The organism is Streptomyces asoensis (assembly GCF_013085465.1).
Lineage (GTDB): Bacteria > Actinomycetota > Actinomycetes > Streptomycetales > Streptomycetaceae > Streptomyces > Streptomyces cacaoi_A.
Window position 1 is genome coordinate 2,813,440 of record NZ_CP049838.1, and the last position, 12,685, is coordinate 2,826,124.

A 12,685-nucleotide genomic window follows, 5' to 3' on the forward strand; every position below is an offset into this window, starting at 1 on the left:
TAGAACCGACATGACCGACAGAGCCGACAAGCTGCTGTCCGCGGACGAGGCGGTGTCCCGGCTGCGCAGCGGCATGACCCTCGGCATCGGCGGCTGGGGCTCCCGCCGTAAGCCGATGGCGCTGGTCAGGGCGCTGCTCCGGTCGGAGGTCACCGACCTCACCGTCGTGTCGTACGGCGGCCCGGACGTCGGGATGCTCGCCGCGGCCGGCCGGATCCGGAAGCTGGTCACCGCGTTCGTCACCCTCGACTCGATCCCCTTGGAGCCGCACTACCGCGCCGCCCGCGAGCGCGGGGCCTTCGAGCTGACGGAGGTCGACGAGGCGATGTTCATGTGGGGTCTGCACGCGGCCGCGAACCGGCTGCCCTTCCTGCCCGTGCGGGCGGGGATCGGTTCGGACGTGATGCGGGTCAACCCCGGTCTGCGGACGGTGACTTCGCCGTACGAGGACCAGGAGACGTTCGTGGCCATGCCGGCGCTGCGGCTGGACGCGGCCCTGGTGCACGTCAACCGGGCCGACCGGCTGGGCAACGGGCAGTACCTGGGCCCGGATCCGTACTTCGACGACCTGTTCTGCGAGGCGGCGGACGCGGCGTACGTCAGCTGCGAACGGGTCGTCGACACCGCCGAGTTGACGAAGGCGGCGGCGCCGCAGTCGCTGCTGGTCAAGCGGCACACGGTGACGGGTGTGATCGAGGCCCCGAACGGGGCGCACTTCACGTCCTGCGCCCCCGACTACGGCCGGGACGAGGCGTTCCAGAAGCGGTACGCGACGACGCCCTGGCCCGAGTTCGCGGCGCGGTTCCTCGCCGGGGACGAGCAGGCGTACCGGTCGGCCGTCGGGGAGGAGTCATGAGCGAGGTGACGCGCGCCGAGTACTGCGTGATCGCCTGTGCGGAGGCGTGGCGCGGCGCGGGCGAGATCCTGGCGAGCCCCATGGGTCTGATCCCCTCCGTCGGCGCCCGCCTCGCCCGGCACACCTTCGCGCCGGACCTGCTGCTGACCGACGGGGAGGCGCTGCTCGTCGGTCTCGACGGCACCGTCGAGGGCTGGCTGCCGTACCGGCAGCATCTGGCGCTGGTCACCGGGGGGCGGCGGCACGTGATGATGGGCGCGAGCCAGATCGACCGGTACGGCAACCAGAACATCGCGTGCATCGGCGACTGGGCGAAGCCCACGCGGCAGCTGCTCGGGGTGCGGGGCGCGCCGGTCAACACGCTCAACAACCCGACGAGTTACTGGGTTCCGAGGCACTCCCGGCGGGTCTTCGTCGAGCGGGTCGACATGGTGTGCGGGGTCGGGTACGACCGTGCGGCCGGCGCGCGCCACCACCGCATCCCGCGGGTCGTCTCCGACCTCGGTGTCTTCGACTTCGCCACCCCCGACCGGTCGATGCGGCTGGCCTCGCTGCATCCCGGGGTGAGTGTCGAGCAGGTCCGGGAGGCGACGGGGTTCGACCTCGTGGTCCCGGACGAGGTGTCGCGCACCCGTGAGCCGACGGCGGGCGAACTGCGTCTGATCCGCGAGGTGATCGACCCGGAGGACACCCGGGCGCGGGAGGTCGCCTGCTGATGGAAACGGCGCTCACCCGGCTGGTCGGGGTCCGTCACCCGATCGTGCAGACCGGGATGGGATGGGTGGCGGGCCCGCGCCTGGTGTCGGCGGCGGCGGACGCGGGGGCGCTGGGTGTCCTGGCCTCCGCGACCATGACCGTCGACCGGTTGCGGGCGGCGGTGCGCGAGGTGAGGTCGCGGACGCCGGCGCCGTTCGGGGTCAATCTGCGGGCCGACGCGGCGGACGCCGGCGATCGGGTGCGGATCATCCTCGACGAGGGGGTGCGGGTCGCGTCCTTCGCGCTCGCGCCGTCCCCGGAGCTGATCGCCGAGCTCAAGGAGGGGGGTGTCGTCGTCATCCCGTCCATCGGGGCCCGCCGGCATGCCGAGAAGGTCGCCGCGTGGGGTGCGGACGCGGTGATCGTGCAGGGTGGGGAGGGCGGTGGTCACACCGGGGACGTGGCGACGACGGTACTGCTGCCGCAGGTGGTGGACGCCGTGGACATCCCGGTCGTGGCGGCGGGCGGCTTCTTCGACGGGCGCGGGCTGGTGTCGGCGCTGGCGTACGGGGCGGCCGGGGTCGCGATGGGCACCCGGTTCCTGCTCACCTCGGACTCGCCGGTCCCGGACGCGGTGAAGGCGCGGTACCTGGCGGCGACGGTCCGGGACGTCACCGTCACCCGGGCGGTGGACGGCCTCCCGCACCGCATGCTGCGCACCGCTCTGGTCGACGCCCTTGAGGACGCCGGCCGGGCCAGGGCCCTGTTGCGGGCGGTGCGTCACGCGGCCGGCTTCCGGAAGCTGTCCGGCCTCACCTGGCGGGAGATGGTCCGCGACGGCCTGGCGCTGCGCCACGGCAAGGACCTCGCCTGGAGTCAGGTACTGCTCGCCGCGAACACGCCGATGATGCTCAGGTCCGCGATGGTGGAGGGGCGTACGGACGCGGGGGTGATGGCCGCCGGGCAGGTCGCCGGGGTGATCGACGACCTGCCGTCCTGCGCGGAACTGGTGGCGCGGATCATGAAGGAGGCGGACGAGACGCTCGTCTCCCTGGACCGCCTCAGAGCCTCTCGATGATCGTCACGTTGGCCTGACCCCCGCCCTCGCACATCGTTTGCAGGCCGAACCGGCCGCCGGTGCGTTCCAGTTCGTGCAGGAGGGTGGTCATCAGCTTGGCGCCGGTCGCGCCGAGCGGGTGGCCGAGGGCGATCGCGCCGCCGTTGGCGTTGACCTTCTCCGGGTCCGCGCCGGTCTCCTTCAGCCAGGCCAGGACGACGGGCGCGAACGCCTCGTTGATCTCGACGAGGTCGATGTCGTGGATCGACAGCCCGGTCTTCTTCAGGGCGTGCGCGGTGGCCGGGATCGGCGCCGTCAGCATGCGGATCGGGTCCTCGCCGCGGACGGAGAGGTGGTGCACGCGCGCGCGTGGCGTCAGGCCGTGCTCGCGCACCGCCCGTTCCGAGGCCAGCAGCAGGGCCGCCGCGCCGTCGGAGACCTGAGAGGAACAGGCGGCGGTGACGGTCCCGCCGTCGATGACGGGCTTCAGCGCGGCCATCTTCTCCAGGGAGGTGTCCCGGCGCGGTCCCTCGTCGGCGGTGACCTGCCCGTGGGCGACGGTCTCGCGGGCGAAGCGTCCCTCGTCGATCGCCCGCACCGCCCGCAGGTGCGAGCGCAGGGCGAACTCCTCCTGGTCCTGGCGGCTGATGCCCCACTTCGCGGCGATCATCTCGGCGCCGGCGAACTGGTTCACCGGCCGGTCCCCGTACCGCGCGCGCCAGCCCTCGCTGCCCGCGAAGGGGCCCTGGGTGAAGCCGAGGGGCTCGGCGGCCTGCCGGGTGGCGTAGGCGATCGGGATCTGCGACATGTTCTGCACGCCGCCCGCGACCACCAGGTCCTGGGTCCCGGACAGCACGCCCTGCGCGGCGAAGTGCACGGCCTGCTGCGAGGAGCCGCACTGCCGGTCCACGGTCACGCCCGGCACCTCCTCGGGCAGCCCGGCGGCCAGCCAGCAGGTCCGTGCGATGTCCCCGGCCTGCGGCCCGACCGTGTCCAGGCAGCCGAAGACGACGTCCTCGACGGCGGCCGGGTCGACCCCGGCCCGTGCGACGAGTTCCTTGAGCACATGTGCGCCCAGGTCGGCCGGATGGACCTTGCTCAGTCCTCCTCCGCGCCGCCCGACGGGCGTACGGACCGCTTCGACGATGTAGGCCTCGGCCATGGCAACTCCCTCACAGGAAAGGGCTATTCACGTACGGCGATCCCGTCCAGCACCATCGACAGGTACTGCCGGGCGATCTCCTCCGGGCTGTGCTGTCCGCCGGGCCGGTACCAGGACGCGGCGACCCACACGGTGTCGCGGACGAACCGGTAGGCGAGGCGGATGTCGAGGTCGGTGCGGAAGACCCGGTCCGTGACGCCGCGTTCCAGCGTGGACAGCCACGCCTTCTCGAACCGGCGCTGTGACTCGGCGAGGAACGCGAACCGTTCCTGCGCCACGAGCTGTTTGCTCTCCTTCTGGTAGATCGCGACGGCGGCGCGGTGCCGGTCGATCTCCCGGAAGGACTCGGTGACCAGGGCCGCGAGTGTCTCCCGGGGTCCGAGCTCGGCGCCCAGGACGGTGTCGTAGCCGTCCCAGAGCTCGTCGAGGAAGGTCCGCAGGATCTCCTCCAGCATCGATTCCTTGGAGTCGAAGTGGTAGTAGAGGCTGCCCGCGAGCATGCCCGCGTGGTCGGCGATCTTCCGGACGGTGGTGGCGTTGTAGCCCTGTTCGGCGAAGACCTCGGCGGCGGTGTCGAGGAGTTCACGGCGACGCGCGGGCGCCGCGGTCACCTGGGGCTTCTTCTTGGTCGGCACGAACACATTGTGGTCTGCTCCGGTCGTCAGGCGTGCTGGCCGCTGACGGAGACGACCTCGCCCGTCATGTACGAGGAGTAGCCCGATGCCAGGAACACGATCACGTTGGCCACCTCCCAGGGTTCGGCGTACCGCCCGAAGGCCTCCCGGGCGGTGAGCTCCTCGAGCAGTTCGGCCGAGGTCACCTTCACCAGGTGCGGGTGCATGGCGAGGCTCGGCGAGACGGCGTTGACCCGTACGCCGTACCCGGCCGCCTCGATCGCCGCGCAGCGGGTCAGCGCCATCACGCCCGCCTTCGCGGCGGCGTAGTGCGCCTGTCCGGCCTGGGCGCGCCAGCCGACGACGGAGGCGTTGTTGACGACGACTCCCCCGCCGGTCTCCCGCATCAGCCGCAGGGCGGCCCGGGTGCACCGGAAGGTTCCGTTGAGCGTGACGTCCAGGACGCGTGACCACTGCTCGTCGGTCATGTCGACGAGTTCCGAGGTCCCGCCGAGGCCCGCGTTGTTGACGACGACGTCCAGCCGCCCGTGTTCCCGCACGGCCGTCTCGAACAGGGCCCGCACCTGGCTCTCGTCGGTGACGTCGCACGGCAGGGCGGCCACCGACGCCTCGCCGAACTCCGCGGCCAGTTCGGCCTGGTAGGCCTTGAGCCGCCGCGCGTGGGTGTCGCTGATCAGCACGCGCGCGCCCTCCTCCAGGAAGCGGCGCGCGGTCGCTCCGCCGATGCCCGCGCCGGCCGCCGCGGTGATCACGGCGCTGCGGCCGTCGAGCAGCGCGTGCCCGGGAACGTACGGCGGACCCTCGACGTTCTTCATGACGGCACGCTAACCTACCAAACACTTGTTAGGGAAGAACGCACGCGAAGAGGCACGCGAAGACGCACACGAAGGTCGTACGTCAAGGACGCACCCGAAGGACCCGCACCAAGGTCGCGCACACGAGGAGGGACCCGTGGACCTCGCACACTCCCCCGCCGACGAGGCGTTCCGCGCCGAGGCCCGGGCCTGGCTGCGCGCGCGGGTGCCGTCCGAGCCGTTGCCCTCCCTGGAGACCGCCGAGGGCTTCGCCGCGCACCGCGCGTGGGAGGCCGAACTGGCCGCGGCCGGCTGGTCGGTGGTGAACTGGCCGACGCGCTACGGCGGGCGGGACTGCGGGCTGATGCGCTGGCTGGTCTTCGAGGAGGAGTACTACGCGGCGGGCGCCCCGGGCCGCGTCAACCAGAACGGGGTGAGCCTCCTCGCCCCGACGCTGCTCGACCACGGCACCGAGGAACAGCGGGCCCGGGTCCTGCCCTCGATGGCCACCGGCGAGGTCGTCTGGGCGCAGGCCTGGTCGGAGCCCGAGGCCGGCTCGGACCTGGCCGCGCTGCGCGCCAGGGCGGTCCGCGTGGCCGGCGGCTGGCGGCTGAGCGGCGAGAAGACCTGGTCCTCGCGCGCGGCCTTCGCCGACCGCGCCTTCGGCCTGTTCCGCACCGACCCCGACACCCCGAAACCCCATCAGGGGCTCACCTACGTCATGTTCGACCTGCGGGCCCCCGGAGTCACCGTCCGCCCCATCGGCCGCCTGGACGGGAAGCCGGCGTTCGCCGAACTGTTCCTGGACGAGGTGTTCGTGCCGGACGAGGACGTGATCGGGGAGCCGGGCCAGGGCTGGCGGATCGCGATGTCGACGGCGGCCAACGAACGCGGGCTCACCCTGCGCTCCCCCGGCCGCTTCCTCTCCTCGGCCGACCGCCTGCACGCCCTCTGGGCGGACCGGGGCAGCCCGGAGGCCGCCGCGGCCCGCGTCGCCGACGCGCTGATCGGCGCCCGCGCCTACCAGCTGTTCACCTACGCGGCCGCCTCCCGCTTCCTCGCCGGGGAGCGGCTCGGCCCGGAGTCGAGCCTGAACAAGGTCTTCTGGTCGGAGTACGACATCGCGCTGCACGAGACGGCGCTGGATCTCCTCGGCGCGCAAGGAGCGGAAGGCGAGGCGGCCGACACCGACTGGTCGGAGGGTTACGTCTTCTCCCTGGCCGGCCCGATCTACGCGGGCACGAACGAGATCCAGCGCGACATCGTCGCCGAGCGGCTGCTCGGCCTGCCGAGGGGACGCCGTCGATGACTTCGCCCAGGCCGGCTCCGCCGGCGATGCGTTTCCTCCTGGACGCCGAACAGCGGGAGTTCGCCCGGTCGTTGGACGCGATGCTGAGCGCGGCCGACACCCCCGCGGTGATCCGCGACTGGAGCCGGGGCGAGCGGGCGGGCGGCCTCGCCCTGTGGTCGCGGATCGCCGAGGCGGGCGTGTTCGCCCTGGCGGTCCCGGAGGCGTACGAGGGGCTGGGGCCCCGGCCGGTGGACCTGGCCGTCGCCTTCGTGGAGCTGGGACGGCACGCGGTGCCGGGCCCGCTGGTGGAGACGGTCGCCGCGGCGGCCCTGCTGCGCGATCCGGGCCCCGCCAAGCGGTTCCTCCCCGCTCTGGCCGCGGGCGAGTCGATGGCCACACTGGCACCCGAGGGCTCGTACGCCGTGGACGGTGACGCGGCGGCCCTACGGCTGACGCTGGCCGCCGACGGTCTGCGGCTGGCTCCGGGGCACGGCCCGGTGCGTCCTTCCCTCGACCCCGCCCGTCGTCTCACCCGCCTGCTGCCGGGCGGCGAACTCCTCGTCCCGGACCCTTCCGCGGACCGTGCGCTGCGCTGGGCCCGCCTGGCCACCGCCGCGCAGGCTCTCGGGGTGGGTCTGGCGCTGCTGGAGCGGACCGTGGCGTACGTCGGGCAGCGCGTCCAGTTCGGCGTCCCCGTCGGCTCGTTCCAGGCGGTCAAGCACCGGCTGGCGGACGCGAAGATCGCGTTGGAGTTCGCCCGTCCCCTGGTACTGGGCGCCGCCGTGACGATGAGCCCGGCGGATGTCGCCGCCGCGAAGGTGAGCGCCTGCGAGGCGGCGTACACGACCGCGCGCACCGCACTCCAACTGCACGGCGCGATCGGCTACACGGCGGAGTACGACCTGTCGCTCTGGCTCACCAAGGCCCGCGCCCTGCGCACGGCCTGGGGCACCCCGGACGACTGCCGGGCGGAGGTCCTGCGCGGCCGCGCGTAGCCTCAGCCGGTCACCTTGGCGACGAACGCGGCGAGGTTCGCCACGGTCCGCCCGATCTTCTCCTCCAGCGTGATCGTCTCGGGCAGCCGGGCGCCGACGCCCGCGTCCCGCTTGCCCCGCACATACAGAGAGCAGGCGAGGTCGCTACAGATGTAGGCCCCCACCGAGTTGCCCTGCTGGCCGGCCCTGCCCGCCTTCGGCGCGACCATCAGCGAGACACCGCCGGAGTGGGTGGTCAGGCACATCGTGCACATGCTGCGCCGCGCCTGCCACGAGCCGGAGGTGGAGGAGCGCAGCGCGAGGGCCTTCGGCCGGCCGTCCAGCTCGACGGCGAGGTAGGCCCGGTCGGGGGCCTGGGGGTCCCGCCAGCCGAGGTAGTCCAGTTCTTCCCAGGGCCGGTCGGCCAGGTCGCGGGGGACGGCCAGGCGCTTGGCCTCACCCTTGGTGCAGTTGACGAACGCGGCACGGATCTCTTGCTCGGTGAGCGGCTTCATATAACGCAGGCTAATTTGCCTAAAGCTTTTAGGCAAACGCATAATGGCTGTCGGCGGAGAGGTGCGGGGCGATACGCAGGAGGAAGACCATGGGGCGTGTGGGGCTGAGCACGGATCGGCTGGTCCGGGCGGGCGCGGAACTGGCCGACGAGGTCGGCTTCGACCAGGTGACCGTCTCGGCGCTCGCCCGGCGCTTCGACGTCAAGGTCGCGAGCCTGTACTCGCACGTGAAGAACTCCGACGACCTCAGCACCCGGATCGCCCTGCTCGCCCTGGAGGAGCTCGCCGACCGGGGCGACCTCGCGCTCGCCGGGCGGGCCGGCAAGGACGCCCTGACCGCCCTGGCCGACGTCTACCGCGACTACGCCCGCGAACACCCCGGCCGCTACGCCGCGGCCCAGCTGCGACTCGACCCCGAGGCGGCGGCCGCGAGCGCCGGACCGCGGCACGCCCGCATGACCCGGGCGATCCTGCGCGGCTACGACCTCACCGAGCCGGACCAGACCCATGCCGTCCGGCTCCTGGGCAGCGTCTTCCACGGCTACGTCAGCCTGGAGCTCGGCGGCGGATTCAGCCACAGCGCCCCCGACACCCAGGAGACCTGGACCCGCATCCTCGACGCCCTCGACGCCCTGCTGCGCAACTGGCCGCCCAAGACCTGACCAGCAGGCAGCAGAGCCGACGTCAGCGCCCGGGCCCGCCGGTCAGTTCGCGATGCTCCTCCGGCGTCGGCTTCGGGATGTGAGTGTCCGCCCCGAACATGGCACGCGCCAGCCGCGCCCGTACCCGCTGGGACACCGTGACCGGCCGCCGCACGCCGTTGTGGTCGACGAGCGGCCCGATCTCGTACGGCGGATGCTGCTCGTGCTGGGTCAGGGTGAACAACTGGGCCTGGTTCAGGGGTTCGTGGACCTCCACGTACTCGCCGTGCGGAAGGCGCTTGATGGTCCCCGTCTCGCGGCCGTGCAGCACCTTGTCCCGGTCCCGGCGCTGGAGGCCCAGACAGATCCGCTTGGTGACCATGAAGGCGACGACCGGGGCGGCGAACACGGAGACCCGTACGAACCAGGTGATCGCGTTGATGGACAGATGCAGCTGCGTGGCCACGATGTCGTTGCCGCCGCCGATCAGCAGCACCACGTACAGGGCCAGCCAGGCCACCCCGAGGCCGGTGCGCACGGGCGCGTTGCGCGGGCGGTCGAGGATGTGGTGCTCCCGTCTGTCACCGGTGATCCACGCCTCGACGAACGGGTAGATCCCGATGGCGAGCAGGATCAACGGGAACAGCGTGAAGGGGATGAGGACACCGGGCACCAGGGTGTGGCCCCAGACGTTGATCTCCCATCCCGGCATCACCCGGATCAGCCCCTCGGAGAAACCGAGGTACCAGTCCGGCTGCGCGCCCGTCGTCACCAGGTCCGGACGGTACGGTCCGAACGCCCACACCGGGTTGATGCTCGCGATGCCGCCCATGACCGTCAGCACGCCGAAGACCAGGAAGAAGAATCCGCCCGCCTTCGCCATGTAGACGGGCATGAAGGGCATGCCGACGACCGACTTCCGGTCGCGTCCGGGCCCGGGGTACTGCGTGTGCTTGTGGAAGAACACCAGGATGAGATGGGCGACCACGAGCCCCAGCATGATCCCGGGCAGCAGCAGCACGTGGATCGGGAAGAACCGGGAGATGATGTCGTGCCCCGGGAACTCCCCGCCGAAGAGGAAGAACGACACGTACGTCCCGATGATCGGGATGGACAGGATCGCGCCGTCGGCGAACCGGACGCCGGTGCCGGAGAGCAGGTCGTCGGGGAGCGAGTAGCCGGTCAGTCCGGTGAGGATGCCGAGGAACAACAGGGTCCAGCCGAACAGCCAGTTGACCTCGCGCGGCTTGCGGAACGCGCCGGTGAAGAACACCCGCATCATGTGCACGAGCATGCCGGTGACGAAGACCAGAGCCGCCCAGTGGTGGATCTGCCGGATCAGCAGCCCGCCGCGCACGTCGAAGCTGATGTCGAGCGTCGACTCGTACGCCTTAGTCATCGTGACGCCGTTGAGCGGGACGTAACTGCCGTCGTAGACGACCTCGGCGCTGCTCGGCTCGAAGAACAGCGTGAGATAGACGCCGGTGAGGAGGAGGACCAGAAAGCTGTAGAGGCAGATCTCGCCCAGCATGAAGGACCAGTGGTCCGGGAACACCTTGCGCAGGTTGGCCTTCGCCAGCGCGTACAGCCCCAGCCGCTCGTCGGCCCAGTCGGCGAGCCGCTCGCCCTTGCCGGACTCGCCGGGCCTCGAAGTCCCGCTGTCCGCCGTCCCGTTCACCGATCGCGCGTCGTCACCCATACGTCGCCGCCTCCCGTGGGATCAACCCCAGAGTGGCACGGCGGCCCGGCTGAGCCAACGGTGCGGACAGCCCGCAGTGAGCGGCACCCGGGCCCCCGGACGGGCGCCTTGCTCGACGGCGGCGGTTCGAGCGGCCGGCGGGGCCTCGAAGGCCGCCGTCACGGGGTGAGACCGACGACCGCCGTCGGGCCGTGCGCGTACAGAGTCGCGTCCTCCCCGGTCAGCAGGAGGGCGTCGTGGCGGGCGAGCCGCACCCCGTCGACGTCGGCGGACCCGTCCTCGTCGAGGGCGACGATCAGGGCGTGCGCCGCCCGCAGGCCGAGCCGGCCGCGTACGACCGCGACGGTCGGAGCCGAAGCGCCCCTGCGCCACATCACGTTGAGGTTGACGACGGGCCCGTCCAACAGCCGGCAGTCGGTGGGCTCGTCACCGGGGAGGTCCTGGGGCACGTGCCGTGCGTCGACGAGCCGTCGCCGCCCGCCCACGGTCAGGTCCATGCCCGCGCCCTCGACCAGCGTCAGGGTCCGCTCCACCTCGGGGAACACGGAGAACGGGCCGTCCGCGGCGACCTCGGCGAGGCTGACCCGCCAGGTGAAGGCGGCCATGCCCGCGCCCGCCGGGGAGCAGGCGATCTCACGGGTCACCCCGCCGCCGTTCTTCCAGGCCATGGCCGCACGCCCGGCAGCGGGCAGCAGGACGGTCACCGGATGATCCCCTGCGCCCGGGCCGCCCCCAGCCACGCCGGGAACTCCCCGACCAGCCGGTCGTACAGCTCCGCGTCCGACACCTTCCGCGGATCCGAACCGGCGTGGAAGAAACCGGCGTTGTCGACCGCCCGCTTCACCGGCACGGGCAGCTCGTCGAGCTTGCGCAGGAAGTCGAACTGCTTGCTGCCCCGGTCGCCGAAGCCGATGAACTGCCAGAACAGGGGCAGTTTCGACGCCTTGCACAGGTAGCGTTCGGCGGCGAGCTTGTTGATCGGGCCGCCGTCGGTCTGGAAGACGACGAGCGCGGGGTCCTTCGACCCGCTGTCGAGGTAGTGGTCGATGACGGCGTCCATGGCGAGGTGGTAACTGGTCTTGCCCATGTGCCCGAGCCCGGCCACGATCCGGTCCACCCGCCCCTGGTGGTCGGCGAGGACGATGTCGGTGACGGCGTCGACGTCGGTGGAGAAGAAGACGACCGGTACCCGGCCGTCGTCGTCGAGGTGCGCGGACAGGCCCAACACCCGGTCGGCGAGCGCCTGGACACTGCCGTCCTGGTAGTACGGCTTCATCGACCCCGAATAGTCGACGACGAGGTAGACGGCGGCCCGCTGCCCGTCGAGACCGTGCTTGGTGAGGGACACCCCGGCGCTCTTGTAGAGGTTGACCAGCGCGGGTGCGGTCTCCTGGACCTTGGTGAGACTGATCGCGACCATGGCGCACAGCCTCCCACACCCACCGCCCTTCGCCCTTTTGTTCGTTCGCCGACTAATTAGGATGGAATGACAAGGAACGCGACATTCCCGCTCTAGGGTGTGCGGCATGAAACGTGCCGCCGCCCTGGTCTGCGCCGCCGTAGCGTCGACGGTGTATCTGTTCGCTCCCGCCCAGCCCGCCCAGCCGACAACCGATGTCCAGGCGTCCCCGCCGGGCCTCGCCGCCCCGACCCAGAAGGAACTGGCCCAGAAGATCGTGGCGAGCGCCGAGAACGGGACCCTGGACTGGCGCAGCGCGTACGGCTATGTCGAGGACATCGGTGACGGACAGGGCTACACGGCGGGCCTGATCGGCTTCTGCACCGGCACCCACGATCTGCTCACCCTGGTCGAGCGCTACACGCGCGACCACCCGGGCAACGCCCTCGCCCGTTATCTCCCCGCCCTGCGCCGGGTCGACGGCACCGCCTCGCACGCCGGTCTGGACCCCGGCTTCCCGGCCGCCTGGCGGACGGAGTCGAGGGTGCCGGCCTTCCGCGCCGCCCAGGACGTCGAGCGCGACCGTGTCTACTTCGCCCCGGCGGTCCACCGGGGCCGGGTCGACGGCCTGGGCGCGCTGGGCCAGTTCATCTACTACGACGCCCTGGTCTTCCACGGCCCCGGCGCGGGCCCGACCAGCTTCGACGGCATCCGTGCCCGCGCGATGCGGCAGGCCCGCACCCCCGCGCAGGGCGGCAAGGAGACCGACTACCTCGACGCCTTCCTGGACGCCCGCCGCCGGGCCATGCTGACCCGGCACCCCGGCGTCGACACCTCGCGCGTCGACACCACCCAGCGCCGATTCCTGAACGAGGGCAACCTCGGCCTGCGCCCGCCGCTGCGGTGGCAGGTGTACGGGGAGACGTACCGGGTGCCGTAGAGCAGTCGTGCGGACATGCGGCGGCG

At 71.9% G+C, this 12,685-nt stretch carries 14 protein-coding genes; 7 read left to right on the plus strand and 7 right to left on the minus strand.

The genetic code is table 11. From position 1 onward, the window contains the following. The first annotated feature begins 10 nt into the window (after positions 1–10). From G9272_RS12610 to G9272_RS12620, 3 genes are read left to right on the plus strand one after another with little or no spacing between them, the layout of a single operon-like run. Entirely contained in the window at positions 11–856 is an 846-nt protein-coding gene (locus G9272_RS12610; RefSeq protein WP_171396659.1) for a CoA transferase subunit A, read from the plus strand. Next, positions 853–1,572 carry a CoA-transferase subunit beta gene (locus G9272_RS12615; RefSeq protein WP_171396660.1) on the plus strand — a complete coding sequence of 240 codons (720 nt, stop codon included), beginning with the start codon at positions 853–855 and terminating at the stop codon, positions 1,570–1,572. The genes G9272_RS12610 and G9272_RS12615 overlap by 4 nt, the downstream gene beginning before the upstream one ends. Then, a complete protein-coding gene (locus G9272_RS12620; protein ID WP_171396661.1) occupies positions 1,572–2,630 on the plus strand; it encodes an NAD(P)H-dependent flavin oxidoreductase in 1,059 nt (352 codons plus the stop codon). Before G9272_RS12615 ends, G9272_RS12620 begins: the two co-directional genes overlap by 1 nt. Here G9272_RS12620 and G9272_RS12625 read toward each other — a convergent pair. The 3 genes from G9272_RS12625 to G9272_RS12635 are packed head-to-tail and all read right to left on the minus strand — an operon-like array spanning position 2,614 to position 5,221. After that, the gene (locus G9272_RS12625; protein WP_171396662.1) at positions 2,614–3,771 is read right to left on the minus strand and encodes an acetyl-CoA C-acetyltransferase; all 1,158 of its coding nucleotides are present in this window, start codon (positions 3,769–3,771) and stop codon (positions 2,614–2,616) included. The two genes, G9272_RS12620 and G9272_RS12625, sit on opposite strands and share 17 nt — an antisense overlap. 23 nt (positions 3,772–3,794) lie before the next feature. Beyond that, positions 3,795–4,406, minus strand: coding sequence for a TetR/AcrR family transcriptional regulator (locus tag G9272_RS12630; RefSeq protein ID WP_171396663.1), 612 nt, complete (start codon positions 4,404–4,406; stop codon positions 3,795–3,797). A gap of 26 nt (positions 4,407–4,432) precedes the next feature. Then, complete coding sequence (locus tag G9272_RS12635; RefSeq protein WP_171396664.1) at positions 4,433–5,221, minus strand: SDR family oxidoreductase; 789 nt, start codon at positions 5,219–5,221, stop codon at positions 4,433–4,435. Positions 5,222–5,357: 136 nt separating this feature from the next. Here G9272_RS12635 and G9272_RS12640 point away from each other — a divergent pair, with 136 nt between their 5' ends. Beyond that, positions 5,358–6,509 carry an acyl-CoA dehydrogenase family protein gene (locus G9272_RS12640; RefSeq protein WP_171396665.1) on the plus strand — a complete coding sequence of 384 codons (1,152 nt, stop codon included), beginning with the start codon at positions 5,358–5,360 and terminating at the stop codon, positions 6,507–6,509. A 26-nt stretch (positions 6,510–6,535) separates the two neighbouring features. Next, positions 6,536–7,486, plus strand: coding sequence for an acyl-CoA dehydrogenase family protein (locus tag G9272_RS12645; protein WP_171401959.1), 951 nt, complete (start codon positions 6,536–6,538; stop codon positions 7,484–7,486). Between the two features lie 2 nt (positions 7,487–7,488). Here G9272_RS12645 and G9272_RS12650 read toward each other — a convergent pair whose 3' ends face one another. After that, positions 7,489–7,980, minus strand: coding sequence for an FBP domain-containing protein (locus G9272_RS12650; protein ID WP_171396666.1), 492 nt, complete (start codon positions 7,978–7,980; stop codon positions 7,489–7,491). Positions 7,981–8,069: 89 nt separating this feature from the next. On the opposite strand from G9272_RS12650, the gene G9272_RS12655 reads away from it, so the two are divergent. Further along, positions 8,070–8,642: a TetR/AcrR family transcriptional regulator gene (locus G9272_RS12655; RefSeq protein ID WP_171396667.1), complete on the plus strand. Its 573-nt coding sequence runs from the start codon at positions 8,070–8,072 to the stop codon at positions 8,640–8,642. 22 nt (positions 8,643–8,664) lie between these two features. Here the strand turns inward: G9272_RS12655 and qcrB are convergent, their stop codons facing one another. The 3 genes from qcrB to G9272_RS12670 all read right to left on the minus strand — a co-directional run bounded on the left by qcrB (position 8,665) and on the right by G9272_RS12670 (position 11,740). Beyond that, positions 8,665–10,320, minus strand: a complete 1,656-nt coding sequence (gene qcrB / locus G9272_RS12660) for a cytochrome bc1 complex cytochrome b subunit (RefSeq protein ID WP_171396668.1) — start codon at positions 10,318–10,320, stop codon at positions 8,665–8,667. A 158-nt stretch (positions 10,321–10,478) separates the two neighbouring features. Next, positions 10,479–11,024: a HutD/Ves family protein gene (locus G9272_RS12665; RefSeq protein WP_171396669.1), complete on the minus strand. Its 546-nt coding sequence runs from the start codon at positions 11,022–11,024 to the stop codon at positions 10,479–10,481. Further along, entirely contained in the window at positions 11,021–11,740 is a 720-nt protein-coding gene (locus G9272_RS12670; RefSeq protein ID WP_171396670.1) for a vWA domain-containing protein, read from the minus strand. The genes G9272_RS12665 and G9272_RS12670 overlap by 4 nt, the downstream gene beginning before the upstream one ends. A 106-nt stretch (positions 11,741–11,846) precedes the next feature. Between G9272_RS12670 and G9272_RS12675 the strand changes: the two genes are divergently transcribed. After that, positions 11,847–12,659, plus strand: a complete 813-nt coding sequence (locus tag G9272_RS12675) for a chitosanase (protein WP_171396671.1) — start codon at positions 11,847–11,849, stop codon at positions 12,657–12,659. Positions 12,660–12,685: the final 26 nt, after the last annotated feature.